Raw genomic sequence first — 23,966 nt, 5'->3', positions numbered from 1 at the left:
TTTGTCAGCACACTGGTTGTTTTAGAAAGTAAGGTTTAGACCGATGTTGTAACCACGGGTGATCGGCGGGTTCCCCACATCAATACCCAATTGCGTATCGGCCGCACCGGCTACACCCGGATCCAATCCTGAGTAGTTGGTGATGGTGAACAGGTTCGTGGCTTGCACGTAGAGGCGCGCCCGGTCGAAACCATACCGTCCCACTACGCTATTCGGCACTTTGTACGCCAGCTGCAGGTTGGTCAGACGTGCGTAGTTACCGCTCTCGATGTAGAATGAGTTCGATTGCGTGTTGGTGCTGAAGTTAGAAACGTCTTCGAAAATCGGAACGGTGTTGCCTCCGTTTTCAAACGTGAACGACTCTTTCACCGCCGTGCTGTAAGCAGTTCCGGTAAAGGACGGATAGAAGTTGTTGTACCACTTGGAGAAGTTGTAAATCTTCACGCCCAGGAAAGTCTGCAGGAAGGCCGTCAGTTCGAAGTCTTTGTAACCCAGCACGAGGTTGATCCCACCGTTGAACTTCGGTACGGGGCTTCCCAGGTACGTGCGGTCGTCAACGGTAATTTTTCCGTCGCCGTTGATGTCGGCATAGCGGAAACGACCTGTTCCCTGTGCCGGATTCTCTTCGGTAGCGTCTTGTGATCTAACCACACCGTCTTGTACAGGCGCAGCGTCGATCTCGGCCTGGTTCTGGAAAAGGCCCAGTACCTGATAGCCGTAGAACGCAGAGAGCGAGTAGCCTACTTGGTTACGCACCGGCGTGATGTTCCGCAGCGTAGCGGCATCGAAGTATTCTACGCCAGGTGCCAGCGCGATGATCTCGTTGTGCAGGAATGAACCGGTCAGCTTCACTTCGTAGTTGAAGTCGGCCGAATAGTTTCCGCGTGTCGTCAGTTCGATGTCAAGTCCCTGGTTCCGCATTTTGGCGATGTTGATCGCCGGGTCATTGGCAGCAGGACCGATCACGGACGGCGTTCTCAGAGAGTACAGCAGATCGCGGGTATCTTTTCTCCACAAGTCGAACACGACATCGAGCTTACCGCCAAAGAACGATCCGTCGATCCCGATGTTAGAAGTCTCGGACGTTTCCCATTTCGCAGCGGGGTTGCCGATGCGGCTGCGGTAGAAACCTTCGGTCGGCGCTGCGTTGCCTCCCGTAATGTCATAGAACGAAGAGTTCAGCGTAGCGGCAAACAGGCTGTACTGGTTGTTAGGATCTACGTTGTTAGAGTTACCCATCAACCCGTAACCACCGCGCAGCTTCAGGTCCGTTACGAAAGGAACGCCCGCCATAAAGTCTTCCGAAGAAACACGCCAGGCGGCCGATACTGCCGGGAAGATACCGTAGCGGTTTTCTGCACCAAAGCGCGAAGAACCATCACGACGCAGCACCCCGTTGAGGATGTATTTGTCGTTAAAGGTATACTTGGCCTGTCCGAATACCGAGAAGAAGTTAACGCCCCGGTAATAGCTACTGAATGCAGTGTTATTCCCGGTGGTCGTGATGCTGACGTAGTTAGGATCGCGCGAGAACGGCTCTTGTCCGTTGGCGTTCATGTTGCGTCCGATCCCGGTGTTGAGGGATTCGACACCGGCCAACAGGTTCAACGAATGTGCGCCGAAATCGCGCTCGTAGCTGGCAGTGTTGGTAAACACCCAGTTCGCATTGTAGCCCGCGCCTTCTCCGTAGGTATAAGTACCCAGGTTTTCTGAGTTCTCGTAAGTGGGGAAGTTGTAATCGTAGAAGTAGTTCATGCTTAGTCCGCCACCGAAGCTACTGCGGATTTTTAAGCCTTTGAAGATATCGGCTTCTGCGTAGAAGTTACCGAACGCCCCAAAGCTGAAGTTCCGGTCGTTGGCCACGTTCCGATCCCGAATCCCCACCGGGTTCCGAGGGTTGTTGAAGCCTTTGGCCTGCGTTCCGGCGTAGCCGCCGAAGGCATCGTATACCGGAATGATAGAAGGCATCCGGAAGGCATCCAGGTAGTTGTTTTCTTCACCGGCTGCACCACGTCCGCCGTTGCTACCCACCAGACCGCGAGCCGAGAGATAGGTTCCCTGCAGGTTCTGCCCGAAGCGAACGCCTTTGAATAAGGTTTGCTCGGTGTTCAGGCGCAGCACGTAACGCTGGAAATTTTGATAGATGAGCACCCCGTCCTGGTTTTGCATGCTCAGGCTAACGTAGTATTTGCTACGATCGCTTCCGCCCGAGAAACCCAGCGTGTGACGATTCAGGATGGCAGGGCGCGTCAGGGCGTTCCACCAGTTAGTACCGGATTTGTCGGCCGGCATGACGAGGTACAACGAACCTCGGCTGGGGTCGTTGTTGTATTTGGCGCGCTCTGCATTCAGGTCAATCTCACCGACTACGCCCGTTCTGTCGCCCACCAGAAGGTAGTCAGGCAACACCGGACCGGCCGGATCGCTCCCGAACTGGTCACTTACGAACAGCGCGTTGTATTTGTCCGATCCGACTGGATAGCCCAGCTGACGCGCGGTGTTGCGCTTTGCCTGCCAGATCCAGTCCGCTTGCTCCTGCGGGCTGAGAATGTTGTCGACTTTACCCGGTGTAGTGACCCCAACCACCCCGTCGTAGGTGACGCGCATCTTGCCATCGTAGCCTTTCTTGGTGGTGTAGACAATAACCCCGTTGGCAGCACGCGCTCCGTAAATCGAAGCCGAAGGCGCATCTTTCAGAACCGTAGTTGTCTCGATGTCATCGGGGTTCAGGAAGTTGGTAGACCCTACAGGAACTCCATCGACTACGTACAGAGGCTCGTTACCACCAAATGCGCCAAAGCCCCGCAGACGAACGACGCTGGTGGTACCGGGCTGACCGTTGGTGATGACGGTTACCCCCGAGACACGACCTTGCAGCTGCTGCTCGACGTTACCGGACGGAACCGCGACCAGTTCTTTCGATTTTACGGTCGCAACGGCCCCGGTCACTTCGCGGCGATCTTCGGTGGTGTACCCTGTGACGACCACTTCGCTCAGTTGCGCGATGTCCGACTCCATGGCGACATCGATCGTCGAGCGGTTGTTGATCTCCACTTCTTGTGTCAGGTACCCTACCGAAGAAATGACCAGCGTAGTAGAGTTGGCCGGGATCTGAAGGGTGTACTTCCCGTTTACGTCGGTGATGGTACCGGTAGACGTACCCTTCACCAGAATGTTAACGCCGGGCACGCCGGAGTTATCAGCGGCATCGATGATGGTGCCGGAAATGGTTCTTCCCTGGGCCCACAAGAGTCCCGGAGCCCCCAGGAATACCACCAGGCACATAATCATGCGTAGGTGGCGTGATAAGTAGATGTAATGCATACAGATGTTTGAGTTTTGGACAGTAGAAAAATAAAAGATAATAAGTAGATGCGCAAAGGTTAGCACAATACACAACAGAAGTCGTATTGCCCTGAACAAAGGTTTGCCCTTACAAAAGGGCGAACACACCTCTCCCCTCCAGGTCAGGAAGGAAAACGTGGGTTAACTGCGTAAAGAAGAAAGGGTTGAGAATAGCGATCGTCCCGCTCGTGGTTCGCGCGGCAACGAAAGGAATTCCGATAGTGGAAAGGTCTGAAGAGTAGAGTGTAGCATGGTGGTAGTAGGTAATCTAGTAAACTAAAGTACTATTCTGGTCTTACTTTGCAAAATAGCCGCTCGGACAAAATGCAAAGAAGCGTCTCCTTAAAACAACAGTTTCTGAAACTCGCGAGAATCCCAATACCATCGTTTGCACAGAGAACCATTGGTCCGCTAAATAACTAAATTACCGGTATTCTTAGCAAATTATCTTAACAAAAAAGTTTTTTCGGGATTTCAACACACAACGCAACTTTATTCTTTAAATACAATTCGCAACATCGCTTTTATTCGGCTAACAGCGCCATATTGTGTCCCTTTGACATAATAATATTTTCACTTGGCTGCCGTGCGCCGCCGATTCCGCCAGTTTGGATCTTTTGAAACAGGGAACAGAACCCGGCTTTCAACCACGCAAAATGACATTTGGTAGAAAAATTTAATTCAAAACCTAAAGACAAATTACCGAGTGAAACGCAGGCGTTGCCTTTTTTTGCACGCGGCCATCCTGCTCCGTAGCGCCTGCCGGAGGAGCACCGTCCGCAAGAGGCACCTTGGTTTTCCCCTAGATTTCCGATCTCGTACAGCTCGCTCGACGGCACCGGTCTTCCCACCGCCACAGCAGAGACAGCTCCTCATCCTGCTGTTTGTTTTTCACAGGCATGGTAGTTTCACAAAAACCCACTAATTTTGCGCGCCTTTCGAAGGACCTCTGGAGAGGTGGCAGAGAGGTCGAATGCGGCGGTCTCGAAAACCGTTATACCGGCAACGGTATCGGGGGTTCGAATCCCCCCCTCTCCGCAAAAAGCCCTTTATACTAGCTGTATGAAGGGCTTTTGCTTTTTTGGGGTACGCCTGGGGGTACATAGAAGCCATTAGCTACACTTGTACCAGAAAGCAGCTTCATAATGTAGCAACCTCATAATCATAATATAGCTAGCTCCCTGCGTTTTCGACGAATCCCCATTAACGCAAAGCCAAACTTACCTTCGCTATATTGTTTGGGTGCTGCGGTTAAGTAGAAGTTCACCTTCTAATAATGCTTCTGCGTCTACGGATAAAGAGTAAAGTCACCCACGAGCAGAAGCAGACTGATCCTTTCATGCTCAGTACCGCATAGGTTTTATGCTGTACTATGTACAGACCTTTGTAATGATGAAAGAGTAGATTATGTAGCACCACCAGAAAATGGGGAGCATCCAAGTCTATCATACTTGTTTGCACCATTTGAAAGGTTTTAAAAAGCAATCGCGTTACCGGATCTAATTATATACCCTTAATGCTACGTTCTTCGAATGCTGGACGTCGCACCTGCTTCCAAAGGCGAAACTGACCGCTAGCACAGTGGTTAAACAGGTATCGACACCAAAGCGCTTCCTTAACTTTGCCACCGGTCAAGGCTACAACATACGGCTCGATTACCAAAAATTTCGCTGGAGGCGGCGTGAATCCCAAGTGCTTGTCCTCACCTTGGAAGAAATAGAAGCTTTGGAGGAGCTAGAACTCATTGGTCACCTAGACAAGGCCCGCAATTTGTTTCTACTGTCCGTGTACACCGGCATACGCTACTCCGACTTTTCCATTCTTCGTCGAAAGCATTTCAAAAGAGTGATTACAAATCACCACTACCAAGACCAACGACCGTCTCGTCTACTGATTCCTCTTACACCAAAAGCTCGTGACATTGTCAAATTGTATCTGGAAGACAAAGTGCGTTCTATCTCTACCAGAAGCTGAACGATTATCTGAAGGTGATCGCCAAACAGGCTGAACTCAACGATCCAGTATAACTCCATCGCTCCTACGAGCGCTACGTTGCCGTGACAGATCGGATGGTCCTGAGTTTCGGCAAGCTTTCGGGGTGCAGGAAGCATACAAGAGGTCTATATAATAACCTCCCTCTCTTCCTTCAATACACAATCAGTAAACAATTATTAATCACATGCCTATCTGAAAAGACGCAGGTCTCGCTTACTTATCAACTCGTGGTCTCTGGAATTGGATAGGTAATGGGAGCCGCCATATTACAGATATAAATGGGCTTATATGACACTCCCCCCACGGCTACCGGTTCCCTACTAGCTCGGTGTAGCGCGTTTACTAGGTCTAGGTGCCTTCTCTCGCTCCTTAATTTATAAGGGTTTCTCCAATCTTACTGCCGCGGTTCCGTAACCGGGCAACGCGATACTTGCTCAAGCTATAGAGCAACCAATAAACGGCCATAGTTATAGCGTTCATGATTGCGCTCGTGCTTCAATCTGGCCTACGCATGGGTGCGCTGGGCCGACCGTATAACCGAGAGTAAAAGTAGCCTCCGATGCGGACCTTCATCACGCCAGTGCAGGAAGTCACGTAGATGTCCCATTGAGTGTCCGGCGCCACGGCCATCGAGAGGAAACCGCATGGGGCAGCTTCAGCAACCTTCTACGTTCCGCTCTGTTTCTCATCACTCAACAGCCACGTCAAGTTCCTATAATTTTTTTCCGATGCTCTACGCCCCAGTCTTTTAGTGACATGATCACTTTCTCCAGTGATAAACCATGCTCAGTTATTTCGTACGCTACGGTAGGAGGAAACGTGTCATGAACGGTTCGGGTAATCAGGCAATTCGTTTCCAACTCCTTTAGCTCTTTGGATAAGACCTTATCGGTAATTCCGGGAATTTCTCTTGAAATTTCCCGAAACCGCTTACTGCCGAATGAGAGAGAAACAATGATCGGTAGTTTCCACTTCCCTTTTAGAATTTCCAGCGCATCTGTTATAGGAAGCATAATTTCCTGACACGCTTTTTGCTCAATTTCTGCTGCTTTTGCCATTTCCATAAAGCTTTCTAAAAGGAAAGCACTTTCTAAAAGGATAGTAATAATTTTCGAACCGCCCCCTGCCGTAAATTTGCGATCATAAATTTATAAAAAATGGACTTGACAGAACAAATCACCAATCCCGGTTACGTCAAAATGCAACTGGGCAAGTTAGAAGTGTTTGTATTGACAGACGGCTTCTCTGACGTTTCACCGATACAGCCTTTCTTCGCCCCAAAGGCCAGCCCTGAGGCGGTTTCAACTTTGTTAGCGAATCATTTCCTTACTACGGATAAAATCACGTTGGCCGGCAACGTCATGCTCATCAAATCACCCGACAGGACAGTACTGATCGACACAGGTAGCGGGCACCGAATTTCACCAACGGCCGGGAAATTATTCCACCATCTCGTCAGTACCGGCTTAACCCCCGACCATATCACCGACGTCGTCTTCACCCACGCACATCCGGACCACATTGGGGGAATCGTTGATGAAGAAGGCAATTTGGTCTTCTCCAAAGCCGAATTTCACATAGCCAGTGCGGAGTATACTTTTTGGAACTCAGAAGAGCCTGATTTTTCTAACGGCACTAAAAATGCAATTGCCGATTTCGAAATACAGTTTGCCAGGGAGCATTTGAAATTGATTCGCAGTCACATCAGGTTTTATGATTTTCAGGACACACTTTTTGGGTTTCTTGAACTTCACGCTGCGCCAGGCCATACACCGGGCCATACCATCATCAGAATTTTCTCTGAAGAGGAAGAATTACTTCACATCGCCGATGCATTCCAGCATATTCTGTTAGTAGAGCATCCCGAGTGGGGCAATCAGATCGACTCTGATTTTAGCCTTGCAGTAGAAACACGCCTCTCTATTCTGGAAAAGCTTGCTGCATCGAGACAGTTATTTTTTGGCGATCATCTGCCTTATCCTGGTTTAGGCTACATCAAGAAAGAAAACGCCCGGTACTATTACGTCCCAAAAGATTTTTATACCATCTGAATGAAAGCCCAGGACCCAGAGAGTATACTCCAGGTTCAGGTTGCCAGCCGCTGAACAAAGACAGGCGGAAGGCGCGACTCAGATACTAATCCGTTTTTCGCCCGGCGGCGCTTCAACTCGCGGCGGCACAGGAGGACATTACGGGTGCTGCACGAAAGAGCATGATCCGCCTCTCACATGTCGGTTCCCCGTGGGCTGTACGCAATTCTTAAGGTATTAGAATGACATTCTGAACAAAGCAAATTGATAGTTTGAACAAAGTGAACTGCCTGACGTCGATTTACTTTTGCGTCATCAGAATTCAAAAAAATGGAAACGCACAAGAAAGTATGGTTGGTTACAGGTAGTGGTAACGGCCTAGGAAGGAATATCGTTGAAGCTGCCTTACAGGCGGGACATGCTGTAGTAGCTACAGCCAGAAACACGAAGCAATTGGATGATCTGTCGGTGCAATACGGCAGTCAAATTCTGATTGCGGAACTGGACGTAACCGATGAAAGTCAGGCTAAGGAAGTTGTGAAGTTAGCATTCGATACGTTTGGCCACATTGATGTTTTGGTAAACAACGCAGGCTATGGGGACAACAGACCTTTTGAGCAAGTGCCCGCTGAAGAATTCAGAAAATTGGTGGAAACATGCTTCTTTGGTGTGGTGACACTGACGCGTGAAGTATTGCCGCTGATGCGCCAGCAACGCAGCGGCCATATCATTCAGATTTCCTCTGGCGGCGGACGCATGGCCACTGCCGGTAATGCAGCCTATCATGCTTCAAAATGGGCCATTGGAGGTTTTACGGAAGGGCTGGCGCAAGAAACAGCCACGTTCAACGTAAAGGTAACCGCTTTGGAGCCAGGTGGCATGAGAACGAACTGGGGCAAACGTGCCTTCAAGAACACAATTGAGTTACTACCCGAATACGAACCTACCATCGGAGCGACAATCAAGTACCTTGAAACTTACTGGGGCCACGAAAATAGCGACCCCAATAAAGTTGCTCAGATCATCCTTAAAATCAGTGAGGCTGACCAGGTTCCCCCTCATATTCTGATCGGGAGCGATGCCTATACATTGGCAAAAGAAGCAAGTGAGAAAAGATGGCAGGATGCCGAACAATGGAAAGAGGTCAGTGAATATGCTGATTTCGAAAGCCACATGGTGCTGCCCGATTTTCTAAAAAAATAGATGCTCGAACACATTCACCAGTACTACGCAGCTGAGAAAGCGGCTTCCGTCTACGCACTGCCCGCAGGGATCAGCTTTGTCCTGACAGGTCTCTTGCTAGGGCTGCAATCCTCAGTCAATCCTTTATCCAAAGGCCTAGGAACGGGGTTAACAGTCGCCGGCGGCCTCCTACTCCTCCTCATTGTTTCCAATGGATGTTACAATACCAAGATGATAGAGCGCCTGCGCGAAAGAAAAAATGAAACCGATCTACAGTTGCAGCAAGCGGAAATACAGCGAATGACTCAAGTGCTAGATGTATCGTTTCGCTACGCCTTGATCGCATGTTCTGTACTGATTACAGGACTGACCTGGTTTGCTTTGCTCTCTCCTGACTATTACTGGAAAGGGATTTCACTTTCCTTTGTATTTTTCGCATTAGCGCTGATGATTGCGGATACGTATAATGCCAAGAGAAATAAAGAATACCTGGAGGCAATTAAAATTGCAATCCTGGAGTAACGAACGGTCGTTAAAATTTATAAATTTTACTGATGGCAGAAAGCAAATACGCTGAGATAGTATTGTCTTGTGTAGAAGAAAAACCGTTCAAAGCCGAGGTTGTTTCAGAGTATCATACATTGGTGCACGTACTATCAGGAGAAATGAAAATGGTGCAGACTGATCATTCTTACGTGTTTACCGAAGGCGACATTTTACTAGTGCCACGAAACCAGCTGTGTGCCGTTATCAAGCGGCCTACAAACGGCAATCCGTACAAATCAATCGCAGTCACGTTTAGACCCGAACGCCTTACAGACTACTACGCTCAAAAAAAGATTACGATTCAACAGCCGTCCGTTCAAAAACTGAGAACATTTGCCCGCAACGCTTTACTGGATAGTTACTTTTCCTCTATTCTTTCCTACTTTGAAATGAAGTCCGAGTTACCTGACGAAATAGCCTTGCTGAAGATACAGGAAGGCATAAGCATTCTTCGGTCGATTGATAAGGAGGTGGATAGCCTTTTGGCTGATTTTTCAGAACCAGGAAAGATCAACCTTGCCGAGTTTATGGAAAAAAATTTTATGTTCAACATGCCACTGCAAAAGTTCAGCTACTTAACCGGGCGAAGTGTGGCCACTTTCAACAGAGACTTCAGAAAAATCTTTCATACCACTCCGCAACGATGGCTCACGCAAAAACGATTGGAGCTATCACACTATCGGCTTGCCGAGAACAAAGAAAAACCGGCAGAGGTGTACCTCGAAGCGGGTTTTGAAAATCTGTCACATTTCTCGTTCGCCTTTAAAAAGCATTTTGGCTACGCCCCCACAGAGCTACGCAAAGAAGCGTAGGAGCCAGGCATTGCCAGAAGACCTTTGCTGGCTTTAGAGCGACCTAAAAAGAGGTAGTTTTCGGCCGACACCGTGCGGACGAGACGGGAACCAGCCGGTTCGTAGGGGTCCGCCTGAAATCACCTCCTCCTCCCGCTTAACTTTTTCCAAGACTATCGCCTCCCTTGCCGAGCCCATCAATGCCCAACAGTGCGTCGGGCCGGGTCTTACAGCTCCACGACGACTTTGCCTACCGTGCGGCCACTGGCCACCTGCGCATGTGCCTGGGGCATTTCGTCAAACGAAAACGATTGTGAAACGTGTGCTTTCAGTTGATGGTAGCTTAGCGGCTCGGCCAACTGCCGCATGTCATACCCGCTGGATTGCACCAGGAAAAAGAAGGCGTTTACACCGGCTTTGTGGGCCTGCGCGGTCAATTCCGCTGGAATACCAGTCGGAATGCTGATCAGCGTCCCCCCGGGCTTGATGACTTTCAAAGAACGCGCGATGGTGTCGCCGCCTACCGTATCGAGCACCAGGTCTACATTGAGCACCTCTTTCTCGAAGCAGGTGGTGGGGTAATCGATGTGCTGATCGGCTCCCAGGCTTAACACAAAGTCTCTGTTGCTGGCCGACGAAGTGCCGATCACATAGGCGCCGATGCGCTTCGCCAACTGTACTGCAAAGTGCCCTACCCCCCCGGCCGCCGCATGAATCAGGACCCGTTGCCCGGCTTTTACATTCGCTTTCTCAAAAATGGCCTGATAGGCCGTTAATGCGGCCAGGGTACTCGCCGCCGCTTCCTGGTACGAAATCGACGGCGGCTTGAGGGCTAGCTGATCGGCCGGTGCCGCTACATACTCGGCATAGGCCCCGCCGTAGCCCGGAAAGTTGACCATGCCAAAAACCGCATCTCCCTTCTGAAAAGTTTCTACCTCATCGCCTACTTCCACCACGACACCGGCAATGTCCCACCCGATAACCAGAGGAGAATCCGCTTTGATACGTCCGTAAATGCCTTTCCCCATGCGGGTCTTTACATCTACCGGGTTGATGCTTATCGCTTTGATTTGCACCAGCACCTCGTGGCTCTGGGGGACGGGTTTCGGAAGATCGGTGTACTGCAGGGCGTCGGTGCCGCCGGGCTCGTTAAGGATGATGGCCTTCATGGCTTCGTGCGTTTTAGGTCAGATTACGGAGGCAAACCTAGCCGGATCTGGCACCAGAGCAGAAGTACATTTTAAGGTGTGACAAGTACAAATTAAGGTTTTTGCTTTGCCACGTCGCAGGCTGATCGGTCTGGTCCCCCTCAACTCCCCGCATGAGATGAGATCGGGTCGTATTATCGCAAATGCGCGCGAAGCATCCAGGCCATTTTTTCGTGCACTTCCAGCAGTTTACTGACGAAGCTTGCCGTGCCCAAGTCCCGGTATTTTTCTTCCAGGGAAGGGAGAATCTCTTTGAAGTGGAGAATCAGGGCCTCGTGGTCGCTCAACAGTGCGCCCAGGTACGTTTTGCCGTCATTGGCTGCGGTCTCCTGCTCCGTAAAGTGCGTTTCCTGCAGAAACATCTTGAGATGGGCCGGTACATAGTGGCCGATGGTCCGAATCCGCTCCGCCACGTCGTCCACCAATGCATCCAGCTGCCGGTACTGCGTCTCAAAAAACAGGTGCAGACTTTGAAAATCGCCTCCTTCTACGTTCCAGTGCGCGTGGCGGGTTTTGGTGTAGAGCACATACTCGTCCGCTAAAATTGTATTGAGCATATACGCTACTTCTTTGGTTCTCTCTTCCAGAGTTGCTGTGATCGTTTCCATGTTGAATTTTAGTTTTGTATTGATTTATCAAATGTGAGTACAGAAGCTTCTTTTGGGGGCACGGGTGCCACACGTTCCACCGGCCTTTCCCGGCATCCGTCTTCCCCTCGGTCAGGACCTACGGAGAAACCGAGGAGGGCAAAGAAGTCCCCGGGCCGATCCGGATGTGGCTAGTCGTCGGTGTCTCGAAATGCCATCCTGTTAGCCTACCGGCTACGCAGTCAAGAAAGCGTGTACCTGGCTCACGGCCATCGACCCTTCTCCGACCGCAGACGCGACGCGCTTCACCGACCCACTGCGCATGTCACCTACGGCAAAAAGTCCCGGTACACACGTTTCCAGGCTCTGCGGGAGGCGCTGCAACGGCCATTGGTAGCGGGCAAGCGTGTCTTGCGTCAGGTCGCGTCCCGTCACGACAAATCCCTTCTCATCCAGGCAGGTCATCGAACGCAACCAGGCGGAGCAGGGCTGAGCCCCCAGAAACAAAAACAGATTGCTGATGTCTTTCCAGGTCTTTTGCTGCGAGAGGCGATCCGTCAATTCCACCTGCGCCAGGTACCCATCGCCCGCCAACGCCGTAACTTCCGTATGGGTGTACAAGGTGACGTTAGGATCGTGCTCAAGTCGTCGGATCAGGTAACTGGACATCGAGTTGCGCAGGTCGTGCCCTCGGATGACCAGATGCACTTTGGAGGAGTGAGCGGATAAAAATACGGCGGCCTGCCCGGCAGAATTTCCCCCACCGACGATGATCACTTCTTTCCCCCGCACCAGTTGCAACTCCATGGGAGTCGCGGCATAGTAGACACCCCGCCCCTCGTACATCGCCAGGTTGGGAAACGAAAGTTTTCGGTAAGCCGCGCCCGTAGCCGCAATGACCGTACTGCTTTTCAGGGTGTGTCCCGAAGCCAGCGAAAGTTGGAATACATTGCCCTCAAAGCGAAGGGATTTCACTTCGTGGGGAATGGAAATATGGCAACCAAATTTCTGTGCCTGCAGATAGGCCTGACTGGCCAGCTCACTGCCGGAGATGCCCAGCGGAAAACCCAGGTAGTTCTCGATTTTGGAACTGGTACCGGCCTGCCCGCCCGGTCCCAGCGCGTCGATGGTCGCTACCTGTAACCCTTCCGAAGCGGCATAGACGCTGGCGGCCAGGCCGGCCGGCCCGGCCCCCACCACCACTACATCGAAGACCGAGGCGTCCTGCAGGGAAGAGAGGCCCAGCTCCGCCGCAATTTCTTCGACCGAAGGCGTTTTGAAGATCTTGTGATCGTTGGTGATGACCACGGGCGTTTCTTCCACACCTACCCCGAATTCCTGCAGAATGCGTTCCGAAGTAGCGTCTTTTTCGAGGTCCACCCATACGTACTGCACGTGGTTTTTAGAGAAAAACTCTTTCAGCCTGAACACGGCCGGACAATACCGGGAGCCAAAAAGTTTGATGGAACCATACTTGTTTTCCACTTCGCTGACCCGACGCACTAAAAAGGTGCGAAGCAACAGCTCGCTCAACTCCTGTGTCTGGCTAATCAGTTCTTTGAGGCGGAGCTGCGGAACCTGCAACACGACGACATCGGTCAGGGCCACGGCATTGTACTCGAACCGACGGTCCGACAGCGCCGTCATGTTGCCTGTAAACTCCGTGGGCTGGTGCGTTGTAATCCTTTCCTGCGTCGTATCGTCGAAAATCCCTACGGTGCCTTCCAGGATCACAAACAGGCTGTGCGCTTTTTCGCCGGATCGGAGCAGGTACTCTCCCTGCGCAATGCCAAGGCGGTGGCCAAACGCTGACATCTGTTCGATATGCTCGGCGCGGAGATGGGGGTGTAAATCGGTGACTGCCATGTAGCGGGAAAATCAATAGGTTATTACAGAATGTCTTCAATAAAATAGTCGATCCCCCCGAAGTAGCATCGATCCGAGGGCAGCAACCCTTCCAGGGCCCGATAGATGGGAGACTCAAGGGAGACGCCGTACACGTCAAACTGCTGAATGCGGTGTCGGGTAGCGGGCACCGCCACCAGCAGAAGTACCTGCTGCAGCTTGACCAGGCTGCCGTAGCGGATCTGATCGTGCCACACGTCCGGATCAATTTCCTGCAGCAGCGCGATTTCCCGGCTCAGCTGATCCATGCTGCGCGTATACAACTCCAGGCTTTGCATCGTTTCCTCAAGAGGCGATTCGACCAGTTGCAAGCTGTCCTGGTTCTGATCCGAAACCGCCACCAGTTGCTGGTGCTGAAACCCCTGCATCGCGTACAATTCTTCCTGCTTTTGTCTGATCAAGGCCCCGATGACCTGTTTTTTCAGCCCAACACTTAACTGATACATGCTATTTCTAAAAAGAGGGTTAGTGGCACGACAAAATGCGCGCTTCAGGCCGTTGACGAGAAAGAATAAAAAAGCCCGACCAGGAGCTAAAAAATCCAATGGAGAAATACGAGGTATTGCCTGGTCGGGGCTGTTCAGGACTTAGCTGCCCGCAAGAGGAGGGCGCGGCTACTGCAAATACTTTGTAAGCTCGGCGGCGGCATGCACAAACAGCGAGCGAGTGGTGGGCAGCGTCGCCAGGGCGTTCAGCAACCCGAAGTCGTGGATCATACCGTCGTAGCGCACCGTGGTCACCGGCACCCCCGCTTCATCCAGCTTCCGCCCGTAGGCTTCTCCCTGGTCGCGCAGAATGTCGCTCTCCGCCACCTGTATCAGCGTGGGCGGCAAGCCCCGCAGCTGCTCCACACTGGCCTGCAGCGGCGAAAGGTAGAGCTCCCCGCGCTCCTGCGGGTCGGTCGTGTACTGATCCAGCATCCACTTCCACAGCGAGGTGGTCAGAAAGCGGTCTTCCCCAAACTCCCGCACCGATTCGTAGTCGAACCCGGCATCGGTTACCGGCCACATCAGGATCTGCAGCTTGATGTCGGGTCCACCCTTCTCCTTGGCCATCAGAGCGGTGACCGTGCTCATGTTGCCCCCCACACTGTTGCCCACGATGGCCAGCCGGCTGCCGTCCACGTTGATTTCGGCCCCATGCTCGGCGACCCATTTGGTGGCGGCATAGATCTCGTGAATGGCCTGCGGATACTGCGCTTCGGGCGAAGGCGTGTAGTTAACGAACACGGCCGCACAGCCCGAGAGCACCACCAGGTCGCGGACCATCCGCTTGTGGGTGGGGTAGTCGCCTAGAATCCAGCCCCCCCCGTGGATGAACACGAAGACCGGCAGCGGTTCGTCGTGGCCCTTGGGACGCACGAGGTTGAGCGTGAGCGTGTAGCCATCGGCGGTGATGGTTTTCTCCGACTCGTCGATGCCGGAAAGGTCCACCTCCACCCCGGCCTGGGCGTTGATCAACACGTTGCGGGCCTCTTGTTTGGACAGGCTCTCGACGGGAGAGCCACCCGTGTTCAGCACCTTCAGAAACGCTTTGGTACCGGCATCGAGCCGGGGGTCAGTTTTGAAATCTTGGATTTGTGTAGTTTCCATGGTAATCAGGAATTTTAGTTATATGATAGAAAACTTTCGTTTTCAGCGGCTTACGAGGGTAAAGCTATCAGCTAACGGGACGGGGTGTATCGGCAAAGCGTTAGATCCGGAGAAAGGATCGTTGGAAGGTGCACTTGGTGGGTTGGATCGAACGTAGCGTTGTTGGCACTGCGCTCCCTGCCGAAGGGTAGATGAGGTCGACGATAGGACCATGAAATAATCGCACCCCGCTCAAAAGTTGTTTGGGTTTTCGTCGGGCATCTGTTTATTTGCAACTTGAAAACCCCTCCGCCCTATGCAAGCGTTACTCGTCGACGACAATCGCATTGCACGCTCAATCCTGATTCACATGGCCAGCGACCTCAAGGATCTGGAAATTGTCTGTGAGTGCAGCAATGCCCTGGAAGCCTACCAATACATGATGGAGCATCCGGTAGATGTACTGTTGCTGGATATCGAGATGCCCGGCATGAATGGCCTGGAATTGACGCGAAATCTGGGTGAAAAGTCGCCGCTGATCATCTTCACGACCTTCCGGAAAGAGTATGCCGTAGAAGCCTTCGAACTGAACGTGGTCGACTACCTGGTGAAGCCGATTACGCTGCCCCGGTTCACCCAGGCGATCGACAAGGCGCGGGACATTCTGGAAAGCCAGAAAGAACAAATACAATGGGCGTCGGACGAGTTCATCTTCGTACGGGATTCCAACATTGTGCGCCGCCTGCAACTCAAAAACATTTTATACGCGGAGGCCATGGGCGACTACGTCAAGTTGCACACCCCGGAAAAAATGTACGCCATTCATACCACCATGCGGGCCGTCGAAAATCGGTTTCCGGCCGAGCAGTTTTTACGTGTGCATCGCTCCTACATCGTCAATCTGAGTAGTATCGATACGTTTCAGGACGGTGGGCTGTACATCGGAAAGAAATTCATCCCCGTGACGGACTCTTACCGCAAGCAGGTCAACAGCCGACTGAACGTCCTGTAAACATTCCCTTGCCGTGGTGCTTCTCCTTTTCTTAACGAGTAACCACCTCGGCAGCAACGACCCCGATGCGCTGGCGGGCCATTCGCTGGAATACCACAATCGTCAGCAGAAGCATCGCTACCAGGCCGAGGTTCACTACGGCCAACGCCTGCGTGTTTGTCAGGTCGATCAGATGGATCAGCCCGTAGCTCACCGCCGAACTGACCACGTAAATCCCGCCCCCCGTCAATCCGCTGGCTGTTCCGGCATGGGTCGTAAATCGCTGCAGGCAGTAGGCATAAAGGTTATTGAAGAGGAAGCCCGCGATGAAGTGGAGCACAAAAGTAAAGCCCAGTAGCACCTCAAGCCGATCGACCTGTCGGGTCGTCACCCACATCAAGACAGCCGTGATCCCTTGCAGGAGCATGGCTCCGTTTAACTTGGCACGTAGCGGTTGATTGAGCAGCAGCTTCGACACGATACCACCGCTCATGAGGGCAACACCGGAAAGCAGCGAACTGTAACCGGTCGTTACGGGCGTATAGCCGTAGATCTTTTCGATAATGAACGGACTGACCATGCCGTAGATGACCAGCAGCGCATAACTCAGTCCGGTGATCAGGAGTCCGAGTACAAAATCGGCCGTGCCCAGCATATGACGGTATACCCGCCGGATGTGCTGCCCGTCAAAAGGCGGCCACGTGTCCAGCGACTCTCCGCTGTAAATCAGCTCAAAAAGCAGCACCAGCGCCGTCACGATGCCCAGAAAGTAAAAACTAGCCTGCCAGCCCCATGCATGTTGCAGGTAGCCCCCGATGAAAGGCGCCAGAATAGGCGCCGTAGCCCAGACAATGGAAAACAGGCTGGTGTAGTGCTTCAGTTGCCTGCCCTGATACATATCCACAAAAAAGGCCCGTTTGCCTACGATGATCAGCGATACGGTCACTCCCTGAAGTACGCGCATGGCGTAGATCACGTAGAGGTTGCCGGTCACCGCAATGGTGAAGCTGGCCAGGGCAAACAGGCCCAAAGCCACCAGATTGAAGCGGTAACGCCCGTAACTGTCCAGCAGACTGCCGATAAACAACTGACTACCGCCCGAACTCACCATAAAGAGGAGAAGCGACAGTTGTACCGCCTGCACCGAGACGCCCAAGTGCTGAGACATGGCGGGGAGCGACGGGATGTAAATGTCGGTGGCAAACCCACCCAGCGGAATCAAGACGAAAGCCAGCAGGGTGCTGATGCGCAAAAACTGCGGTTGTTGCCGTTTCATACGGAGCGTATTGAGTTGTAAAGAGGAAAATTAAGTTTACCCGGCTATCGCGTTATCGACGGCCCACTGTAACGACAAATACCTGGCTGTCAGCGACATCTACTCGTGATCGGCCCAACGTATGCGCGTCTCTAAAAAAAGCCCCTACCCTCACCGGGCAGGGGGAAAATGCCCTCGGCTCAGCCGTGAGCGGCCACCGATACCTCGTTCCAGGCTTTCCAGGTTTGCAGCTTTTCGGCGTACACCCGCTCGGTTTTGGGGTAACCGATCTTGCCGAGAAAGAGCCGCAGGGGAGGATTGGAGCTGTCCACCAGTTTCAGGATGGCCGGGACGGTCGACTCCGGTTTTCCGTAATCGTCAGGACCAAGTCCTTCGGTATGGGCAAGGCGGGCCCGCAGCTCGTCGTAAGCCGGAATCGGCGTGCTTTGGACGGCAGAGCTGCCCCCGAATTCCGTCGTGTATCCGTTCGGCTCGATCAGGGTCACATGAATTCCGAAACGGTCGACCTCGCTGGCCAGTGCCTCACTCAAGCCTTCCACCGCAAACTTGGTTGCGTTGTATAGTCCCAGCGTAGGCAACGTCCATACCCCCAGCACACTGGAAAGTTGAATGATGTGTCCGTGCGCTTGCTTCCGGAAGATGGGTAGCGCGGCCTGGGTCACCCAGAGGGTGCCAAACACGTTGGCCTCAAACAAATCCTTGGCCTCTTGCTCGCTTACCTCTTCGATGGCCCCAAATACCCCATACCCCGCATTGTTGATGACCACGTCGAGCCCCCCAAAATGGTCATGCGCGCGGGCAACGGCGGCAGAACTCGCTTCGCGGTCGGTGATGTCCAGCTGGATCGGCAGAAACGCATCGCCGTAGCGATCGGCCAGTTCCTGTAGCCCACGTATGTTGCGGGAGGTAGCCGCTACCTTATCGCCACGCGTTAAAAAAGCCTCGGCCCAGATTCTTCCGAATCCTTTGGAGGCCCCGGTAATAAAAATAACTTTTGACATTGCTCTTTTAGTTTGTGATGCATTGATAGAGCAAAAGTAGCGGCACGCCTACGCCGGAAATAACCCATTTGTCGGAGAGAATAGCACAAATATGCCAGGAGAATTTGAGTGGATGACGCACGCTCTTTTCTACATCTGTCCTGGCGCTGCCAGCGTTCCTCAAGTCGTTAATTCAAGTGCCTGAATTGATTGGGTGATACCCCGACTTTCTTCTTAAAAAGTTTTGTGAAGTAAGGAGGATGCTCAAACCCCAGGTCGTAGGCAATTTCGCTGATCGCCTTGTCGGTTCCCCACAGAAGTGCCTTGGCTTTATCGATCAGGTGCAGGTGGATGTGCTCCTGTGTGGTTTTTCCAGTGTATTTGCTCAGCAGATCGGAGAGGTAGTTGGGCGAAAGGTGCAACCGGTCCGAAAAGTAATGAACCGTCGGCAAGCCGCCCTTCACGGCCCCATCTTTGGCAAAATAATCGATGAGCAGGTGCTCAAACTTTTGAACTACGTCATGACTCACCTTTGCTCTCGTAAAAAATTGCCGGTCATAAAAACGCTGGCAGTAGCGCAGCATCAGTTGCAGGTTGTCGACAATCAATGCCCGGGTGTGTTGGTCTACGTTTTGAGTATATTCTCTCTTTATCTTTTCCAGGCTTTCCTGCAACACATGCTTCTCTTCTTCGGAAATGTGCAGGGCTTCATTGGCATCGTACTGAAAGTAAGAGTAGTGATGAATGGTGCTGCCCAGTTCCGTACCGTGTAACAGATCGGGATGAAAAAACAGGCCCCATCCTTCCGTTACCTGCAGATCCGGGCTGGAGGAGATGACCTGATGGGGCGCGGTGAACATCAGCGACCCTTCTTCGAAATCATAAGCTGCCCGACCGTATTTCATGGCCCCCTCAAACCGCTTGCAGACGATACTGTAAAAGGCAGTTCTGTAAAATACCTCTTCCGGAGGACGGTCCGGGTGTACGTTCGCCAGGTCGATGATGGTAATCAGCGGGTGCTTTGGCTTATCACAGCGGTAAAACCGATGCACCTCCGCAATCGATTTTATGTCGAGGTAGGTGGGTTTCATGCCCTTGCTCAAAGTGTAAAATTGCTTACGCCAGTCCGCCGCCAGTCACCAACAGATGCTGCCCACTTACAAAAGACGCCAGATCACTCGCGAAAAATTCGGCGACATTCGCTACGTCTTCCGGGGTACCCATGCGCCCCATGGGGCTGAATTCGGCCATAAACTTCCGGATGGGAGCGTCTTCGGTCACGTGGGTATGCAACCCCGCGCCCGCGGTGGCCGTCGGCAGAATGGCGTTTACGGTAATTCCCCGTGGGCCAACTTCCTGGGCCAGCACCTGCACCAGATACAGGGGGGCCATTTTGCTGCCCCCGTGAATAGCATAGCCGGCCCTGGGATAACCGGTGGTGCTGGAACCAATGTAGATAATCCTGCCCCCGTCTGCAACGTGCCGGGCAGCCGCCTGCATCGTGAAAAACGCTCCTTTGGTATTGGTATTGAACAGCCGGTCAAACTGCGCTTCCGTAACGTCGGTTACCGGCAAGCCGGTTAGCTCCAACCCTGCATTGACAACCACGATGTCGATCCGACCAAAGTGTTGCAGAGCGGTTTCGAACAAGCAATGCACCTCATCGACCTTCGACACATCGGCCTGAACGGCGATGGCCTGGCCCTTCCTGTCCTCGACCGACCTGACAATTGCTTCAGCGGCGGCTTTGTGGGAGGTGTAATTGACGACCACGTGGGCTCCGCGCGTGGCGTATCGTTCGGCGATCGCTTTGCCAATGCCCCGGGACGAACCCGTCACGACCGCTACTTTATTTTCCAGCATCACCATAGTTATTAAGTAAACAAGTGCTTTCTCAAGAGACGGCAGCGTCTTGAATACGACCCTCCCTTTGAGTTTCTACCGCTCACTTGACAAAGAAATCTCTGATCGACTGAACAAAGGTTTCTTCCGTGTTTTTTAGTTTGATGTCGGCGTAAAACTGAGCGTCTTCGCCCACAAGGTACCGCAACCGATTGCTTCCGTCGGTCGCCGCGGTGAAGATGGTTTCGGCCACTTCTTCGGGCGTAGCCTTCGGAAGTGCTTCGGTGGGTTTTCCGTACCGCTCAAAAAAAGCAGCCTGCAAAGGATTGTACACCTCAATGTCATTTTTTACCACGTCCAAGCCGTTGCGGAAGTTGGTGTGTACCCCGCCGGGCTCGATGATTTTGACAGCGATATGCAACTGGGAAAGCTCATGCGACAAGGCCTCCGAAAAGCCTTCCACGGCAAACTTAGAACTTGCGTACAGGCTCGTGAAGGGTAGGCCGACGATGCCCCCGAACGACGAAAGGTTTACAATGACCCCCTGGCCCTTTTGACGCATCATCGGCAAGACGGCCTGGGTGACCTGCATCATCCCAAAGACATTGACTTCAAACTGATTCTGAATCTGTTCCCTGGTGGCCGACTCAAAAACCCCCATCAGCCCATACCCTGCGTTATTAACCAGGACATCGATGGTACCAAAGGTCTCCTTCCCGAGTTGTACGGCTTGTTTGATGGAAGCCTCGTCCTGCACATCCAGCCGGGTAACCAACACGTTTTCCCACTTGGTAAACTCCTGTTCTTTTTCGGGCGAACGCATGGTGGCGATCACATTCCAGCCCTTGCGATGAAACAAGGAGGCCGTTGCCCGGCCGAAGCCCGAGGCAGTGCCTGTAATCAAAACTGTCTTTTTCATTGCTTTTTTGAGTTAGTTTCAATACGGCAAAAGTAGCCCTCGCCCAAGCTGAGGTTTTTACTCTTTTCAGGGCTCCTCTTATCCTTTTCTCAGGTCCGGCGGAAGATCCAGCCCCGGGGAGATACCTGACCTAAAACCAGAGGATTTCTCAGGACAAAGCATGCTTGCCGTTTCATCCATTCAGGACACGACCTGCCCTAAAAACGTGTTTAGGTAGCCGACAACCAGGGCGGGATACTGGTGTTGCGGGGCATGTCCTGCTTCGGGCAGAATCAGAAGTTGGGTATGGCCGGCCTGCCGCAGCAGAGGAAACCAGTTCTGGACGGCAAAGCTGACGTCGTGGTCACCCATCACCACCAGTACCGGAGCATGTGGCTTCTGGTAACGTGCTCGCAACTGGTGTTTGTCCTCTCTGAAGGTAGCCGAGGCGGCAAAATAACGCTGGAACAGTTCCGGCGTGGACGGAATCAGGGTTCGGTTCAACCGGGGCGCGATACGTGCATGTGACGCCTGCGCTGCTTGTCGGCTCCTGGCCACGGCAGGCTCAAAAAACAGGACAGTTTCGTCGTCCAGGTCATTGCGGGGCTTCAGAGCATGATCAAAAAAGGTCTGTTCAATGGCCACTTCATTTGTACCGGGAGGGTTGGTCCCGATCAGTACCGTTTTTCGCACCCGAGTGGGATAAAGAAACGTAACGGTTTGGGCCACCAACCCACCAAACGACCACCCCAGCACGGAGAACGTGTCGAGTTGAAGGTAGTCTGCCAGTTGCGTTACGACGTCGGCCACGTCGGTGATCTCGGTAGGGAGCGTTCCGGTCGAATCCCCCACTCCCGGGTAGTCGAAAATGATCAGGGTGTGTTGCGCGGCCAGCAAATCGAGAAAGAGGGGATCCCAGGTATCCAGCACGCCCCTGAAACGGTTGCACAACACCAGCGGAACGCCGTGCCCAAACGTACGGTACGCGATTTTACTGGTTGCTAAGGCTGCAAATTGAGTGGCCGCCGCGGCGGCCGGACTCTCGGTAACAAATTCTTCCATCATGTAAATACTAGCTACTAGTGAAGAGACGCCTGCATGCAATCTCAGGTGTCCGGCTCAGTGTATGTGGTTCAAAAAGTAGTTGGCCTGGTGAACAAACAATTCCGGGTACTGAAAGAAAGAGCCGTGGGCGGCGTCCGGATAGTAAGTCAGCATTGCATTGGGCAACTGCCGGTAGAGCAGATAAGCATTCTCTGACGCCATCATCTCGTCGTGACTGCCCTGCACAATCAGCACCGGTTGCCGGAGGGTGGACAAGTCGAGGGTGACCGGATCGGTACCCCACGTGGTGATGGCGTTGATCTGGGCCGTCACGGCCTGCACGCTGGCGTCCCGGTCCCGATCCTCGGTTCGGGCCCACAGGCGTTGCAGCGTCGCTTCGCCGGCAGCGCGACTTGGTGCCGAACCGGTAAAGAAGATAAACAGGAACCGCTCGGCCGGCGGCAGCTGCATGGCCTTTTGAATAAGTTCGGGAAATCCCCGCAGCACCTGGGCCCCCTGCGGTGCCGTGCCGACCAGGATCACTTTCCGCACCAGCGCGGGGTGCTGCACGGCCAGTTGCTGGGCGATGAATCCGCCAAGCGAAAAGCCGAGTACGTCGATCTGCTCCAGCTGCAGCGCCCGAAGAAAGGCCACGGCGTCCGCCGTCATACCGGCGACTTTGTCTGGCGTCTGCCCTCCACTGCTGCCCACCCCGGCATTGTCGAAAATGATGACTTCGCGTGCTTCGGCCAGGCCGTTCAACAGGGCGGGGTCCCAGTTGTCGAGCGTGCCGGTAAAGTGTTGAAACCCTACCAGCGGCACCTGGGAAGGGCGGCCGAACCGGCGATAGGCGTAGGAGGTGCCGTTCACTTCCAGGAAACGGGTAGGCGCTTCCAGCGCCTGATCAATGACTGCGTTCATACGTGTAGTGAGTTAGTTGTGGAACCGGAGGTCGAGCACATCAATCGACACCAGTACCGGCTCCGGCTGGTAGTGGTTGTCGGCATCGTTCAGGATGTAAATTCTCCGCTTGGTGCCGGTTTTGATTCCTGCAAACGTTTGATAGTCCTCGATGATCTGCGTAGCCGACGACCCGCCCAGCACCTCGGGCCAGTAGTCGTGACGACGAATCAGCCCCTGTGCGTCGAAGTAATACACCTGGCGGCGACTGTGCGTCGCAAAGGTGTCCGGGTAGCGGGCCTCCAGCCGGCGGAACGTTTCTCCATTTTCCTCCCAGGGGTCCAGCTCCGTCAGTTGAAAGCCGGGTTGCAGCAGGTGGAAGGGAGCGGTCAGGTAGTTCCAGGTGGCATAGCTGGAAAAATAGACCAGTTGCAGCTTGGTCCAGGGCGTCGCCAGGGTGTGCCCTTTGAAAGAGTCCCGCGGGTTGCGCAGCTCTTCCAGTACGTCGCCGCGCTCATTTAATAACGCCACGCGACCCGGCTCAAAAACCGAGCGTGTATTCGGCTCGAAAACGTGGGTCCAGCTGCTGTTCTGCTCGTGCAGGGCGCCCGTAAACACCACATCCTGCAAAGCATTTTCGTGGCCTTTGAGGCCCCAGGTCACCCCGCCGATGCGCACATGGGCCTGCAGGGTTTGGTACTTGTTCCAGGTGTCGATTCCGCCGTAGGCGGCGATGACCGAATCCAACAGGGTAGGGTTTTGCGGTAAAGTAATCATATAATTGAGTGAATAAATGGTAAAAAATCCCCCCGCACCATGAAGCGTTGCTCATCGTGTTCCCTCTCTTTTCAGGAAGGGCAGTAGACGCAAAAGGG

At 53.1% G+C, this 23,966-nt stretch carries 20 protein-coding genes and 1 tRNA gene; 6 read left to right on the top strand and 15 right to left on the bottom strand.

Annotated elements, in window-relative coordinates; translation table 11 throughout:
• Positions 1-21: 21 nt before the first annotated feature.
• Positions 22-3,324 (bottom strand): SusC/RagA family TonB-linked outer membrane protein, encoded by a 3,303-nt coding sequence (locus BLR44_RS20465; protein WP_089685594.1) that lies wholly within the window; start codon positions 3,322-3,324, stop codon positions 22-24.
• A gap of 972 nt (positions 3,325-4,296) precedes the next feature.
• On the opposite strand from BLR44_RS20465, the gene BLR44_RS20460 reads away from it, so the two are divergent.
• Positions 4,297-4,383: transfer RNA gene (locus BLR44_RS20460), tRNA-Ser, on the top strand.
• A gap of 1,661 nt (positions 4,384-6,044) precedes the next feature.
• Here BLR44_RS20460 and BLR44_RS20450 read toward each other — a convergent pair.
• Positions 6,045-6,398 carry a winged helix-turn-helix transcriptional regulator gene (locus BLR44_RS20450; protein ID WP_089685912.1) on the bottom strand — a complete coding sequence of 118 codons (354 nt, stop codon included), beginning with the start codon at positions 6,396-6,398 and terminating at the stop codon, positions 6,045-6,047.
• A gap of 99 nt (positions 6,399-6,497) precedes the next feature.
• Between BLR44_RS20450 and BLR44_RS20445 the strand changes: the two genes are divergently transcribed.
• The 4 genes from BLR44_RS20445 (at position 6,498) to BLR44_RS20430 (ending at position 9,910) form a co-directional block, all read left to right on the top strand.
• The gene (locus tag BLR44_RS20445) at positions 6,498-7,391 is read left to right on the top strand and encodes an MBL fold metallo-hydrolase (RefSeq protein WP_089685591.1); all 894 of its coding nucleotides are present in this window, start codon (positions 6,498-6,500) and stop codon (positions 7,389-7,391) included.
• Positions 7,392-7,700: 309 nt separating this feature from the next.
• Positions 7,701-8,573 (top strand): SDR family NAD(P)-dependent oxidoreductase, encoded by an 873-nt coding sequence (locus BLR44_RS20440; RefSeq protein ID WP_089685589.1) that lies wholly within the window; start codon positions 7,701-7,703, stop codon positions 8,571-8,573.
• A complete protein-coding gene (locus tag BLR44_RS20435; protein ID WP_089685587.1) occupies positions 8,574-9,074 on the top strand; it encodes a hypothetical protein in 501 nt (166 codons plus the stop codon).
• A 32-nt stretch (positions 9,075-9,106) separates the two neighbouring features.
• The gene (locus BLR44_RS20430; RefSeq protein ID WP_245706126.1) at positions 9,107-9,910 is read left to right on the top strand and encodes an AraC family transcriptional regulator; all 804 of its coding nucleotides are present in this window, start codon (positions 9,107-9,109) and stop codon (positions 9,908-9,910) included.
• A 206-nt stretch (positions 9,911-10,116) separates the two neighbouring features.
• On the opposite strand, the gene BLR44_RS20425 is transcribed toward BLR44_RS20430, so the two are convergent.
• From BLR44_RS20425 to BLR44_RS20405, 5 genes are all read right to left on the bottom strand, one after another.
• Entirely contained in the window at positions 10,117-11,058 is a 942-nt protein-coding gene (locus BLR44_RS20425; protein WP_089685583.1) for an NADP-dependent oxidoreductase, read from the bottom strand.
• Positions 11,059-11,231: 173 nt separating this feature from the next.
• The gene (locus tag BLR44_RS20420; protein ID WP_089685581.1) at positions 11,232-11,705 is read right to left on the bottom strand and encodes a Dps family protein; all 474 of its coding nucleotides are present in this window, start codon (positions 11,703-11,705) and stop codon (positions 11,232-11,234) included.
• Between the two features lie 213 nt (positions 11,706-11,918).
• Positions 11,919-13,550: an FAD-dependent oxidoreductase gene (locus tag BLR44_RS20415; protein WP_089685579.1), complete on the bottom strand. Its 1,632-nt coding sequence runs from the start codon at positions 13,548-13,550 to the stop codon at positions 11,919-11,921.
• Between the two features lie 23 nt (positions 13,551-13,573).
• Positions 13,574-14,035, bottom strand: coding sequence for a hypothetical protein (locus BLR44_RS20410; protein WP_089685577.1), 462 nt, complete (start codon positions 14,033-14,035; stop codon positions 13,574-13,576).
• Positions 14,036-14,203: 168 nt separating this feature from the next.
• Entirely contained in the window at positions 14,204-15,181 is a 978-nt protein-coding gene (locus tag BLR44_RS20405) for an alpha/beta hydrolase (RefSeq protein ID WP_089685575.1), read from the bottom strand.
• Positions 15,182-15,476: 295 nt separating this feature from the next.
• On the opposite strand from BLR44_RS20405, the gene BLR44_RS20400 reads away from it, so the two are divergent.
• A complete protein-coding gene (locus BLR44_RS20400) occupies positions 15,477-16,172 on the top strand; it encodes a LytR/AlgR family response regulator transcription factor (RefSeq protein WP_089685573.1) in 696 nt (231 codons plus the stop codon).
• Between the two features lie 31 nt (positions 16,173-16,203).
• Here BLR44_RS20400 and BLR44_RS20395 read toward each other — a convergent pair whose 3' ends face one another.
• The 8 genes from BLR44_RS20395 to BLR44_RS20360 all read right to left on the bottom strand — a co-directional run bounded on the left by BLR44_RS20395 (position 16,204) and on the right by BLR44_RS20360 (position 23,868).
• Positions 16,204-17,427 carry an MFS transporter gene (locus tag BLR44_RS20395; RefSeq protein WP_089685571.1) on the bottom strand — a complete coding sequence of 408 codons (1,224 nt, stop codon included), beginning with the start codon at positions 17,425-17,427 and terminating at the stop codon, positions 16,204-16,206.
• 179 nt (positions 17,428-17,606) lie between these two features.
• Entirely contained in the window at positions 17,607-18,428 is an 822-nt protein-coding gene (locus BLR44_RS20390; RefSeq protein ID WP_089685569.1) for an SDR family NAD(P)-dependent oxidoreductase, read from the bottom strand.
• A 167-nt stretch (positions 18,429-18,595) separates the two neighbouring features.
• A complete protein-coding gene (locus BLR44_RS20385; protein WP_089685567.1) occupies positions 18,596-19,498 on the bottom strand; it encodes a helix-turn-helix domain-containing protein in 903 nt (300 codons plus the stop codon).
• A 25-nt stretch (positions 19,499-19,523) separates the two neighbouring features.
• The gene (locus BLR44_RS20380; protein ID WP_245706125.1) at positions 19,524-20,270 is read right to left on the bottom strand and encodes an SDR family oxidoreductase; all 747 of its coding nucleotides are present in this window, start codon (positions 20,268-20,270) and stop codon (positions 19,524-19,526) included.
• Positions 20,271-20,352: 82 nt separating this feature from the next.
• The gene (locus tag BLR44_RS20375; protein ID WP_089685564.1) at positions 20,353-21,168 is read right to left on the bottom strand and encodes an SDR family oxidoreductase; all 816 of its coding nucleotides are present in this window, start codon (positions 21,166-21,168) and stop codon (positions 20,353-20,355) included.
• 180 nt (positions 21,169-21,348) lie between these two features.
• On the bottom strand, positions 21,349-22,212 hold the full coding sequence (locus BLR44_RS20370) for an alpha/beta fold hydrolase (protein ID WP_218127132.1): 864 nt from the start codon (positions 22,210-22,212) through the stop codon (positions 21,349-21,351).
• A gap of 54 nt (positions 22,213-22,266) precedes the next feature.
• A complete protein-coding gene (locus BLR44_RS20365) occupies positions 22,267-23,112 on the bottom strand; it encodes an alpha/beta fold hydrolase (RefSeq protein ID WP_089685561.1) in 846 nt (281 codons plus the stop codon).
• 12 nt (positions 23,113-23,124) lie between these two features.
• Positions 23,125-23,868, bottom strand: coding sequence for a hypothetical protein (locus BLR44_RS20360; protein ID WP_143017397.1), 744 nt, complete (start codon positions 23,866-23,868; stop codon positions 23,125-23,127).
• Between the last annotated feature and the right edge of the window lie 98 nt (positions 23,869-23,966).

The sequence above is a fragment of the Catalinimonas alkaloidigena genome, from assembly GCF_900100765.1.
Classification (GTDB): domain Bacteria; phylum Bacteroidota; class Bacteroidia; order Cytophagales; family Flexibacteraceae; genus Mooreia; species Mooreia alkaloidigena.
Note: the sequence above shows the minus strand (reverse complement) of the source record. Positions and strands in the feature narration are given on the sequence as shown.

Excerpts from the sequence above, each read along its gene's own strand:
- BLR44_RS20465 (WP_089685594.1), bottom strand. The coding sequence starts at position 3,324 with ATGCATTACATCTACTTATCACGCCACCTACGCATGATTATGTGCCTG.
- BLR44_RS20450 (WP_089685912.1), bottom strand. The coding sequence starts at position 6,398 with ATGGCAAAAGCAGCAGAAATTGAGCAAAAAGCGTGTCAGGAAATTATG.
- BLR44_RS20445 (WP_089685591.1), top strand. The coding sequence starts at position 6,498 with ATGGACTTGACAGAACAAATCACCAATCCCGGTTACGTCAAAATGCAA.
- BLR44_RS20440 (WP_089685589.1), top strand. The coding sequence starts at position 7,701 with ATGGAAACGCACAAGAAAGTATGGTTGGTTACAGGTAGTGGTAACGGC.
- BLR44_RS20435 (WP_089685587.1), top strand. The coding sequence starts at position 8,574 with ATGCTCGAACACATTCACCAGTACTACGCAGCTGAGAAAGCGGCTTCC.
- BLR44_RS20430 (WP_245706126.1), top strand. The coding sequence starts at position 9,107 with ATGGCAGAAAGCAAATACGCTGAGATAGTATTGTCTTGTGTAGAAGAA.
- BLR44_RS20425 (WP_089685583.1), bottom strand. The coding sequence starts at position 11,058 with ATGAAGGCCATCATCCTTAACGAGCCCGGCGGCACCGACGCCCTGCAG.
- BLR44_RS20420 (WP_089685581.1), bottom strand. The coding sequence starts at position 11,705 with ATGGAAACGATCACAGCAACTCTGGAAGAGAGAACCAAAGAAGTAGCG.
- BLR44_RS20415 (WP_089685579.1), bottom strand. The coding sequence starts at position 13,550 with ATGGCAGTCACCGATTTACACCCCCATCTCCGCGCCGAGCATATCGAA.
- BLR44_RS20410 (WP_089685577.1), bottom strand. The coding sequence starts at position 14,035 with ATGTATCAGTTAAGTGTTGGGCTGAAAAAACAGGTCATCGGGGCCTTG.
- BLR44_RS20405 (WP_089685575.1), bottom strand. The coding sequence starts at position 15,181 with ATGGAAACTACACAAATCCAAGATTTCAAAACTGACCCCCGGCTCGAT.
- BLR44_RS20400 (WP_089685573.1), top strand. The coding sequence starts at position 15,477 with ATGCAAGCGTTACTCGTCGACGACAATCGCATTGCACGCTCAATCCTG.
- BLR44_RS20395 (WP_089685571.1), bottom strand. The coding sequence starts at position 17,427 with ATGAAACGGCAACAACCGCAGTTTTTGCGCATCAGCACCCTGCTGGCT.
- BLR44_RS20390 (WP_089685569.1), bottom strand. The coding sequence starts at position 18,428 with ATGTCAAAAGTTATTTTTATTACCGGGGCCTCCAAAGGATTCGGAAGA.
- BLR44_RS20385 (WP_089685567.1), bottom strand. The coding sequence starts at position 19,498 with ATGAAACCCACCTACCTCGACATAAAATCGATTGCGGAGGTGCATCGG.
- BLR44_RS20380 (WP_245706125.1), bottom strand. The coding sequence starts at position 20,270 with ATGCTGGAAAATAAAGTAGCGGTCGTGACGGGTTCGTCCCGGGGCATT.
- BLR44_RS20375 (WP_089685564.1), bottom strand. The coding sequence starts at position 21,168 with ATGAAAAAGACAGTTTTGATTACAGGCACTGCCTCGGGCTTCGGCCGG.
- BLR44_RS20370 (WP_218127132.1), bottom strand. The coding sequence starts at position 22,212 with ATGATGGAAGAATTTGTTACCGAGAGTCCGGCCGCCGCGGCGGCCACT.
- BLR44_RS20365 (WP_089685561.1), bottom strand. The coding sequence starts at position 23,112 with ATGAACGCAGTCATTGATCAGGCGCTGGAAGCGCCTACCCGTTTCCTG.
- BLR44_RS20360 (WP_143017397.1), bottom strand. The coding sequence starts at position 23,868 with ATGATTACTTTACCGCAAAACCCTACCCTGTTGGATTCGGTCATCGCC.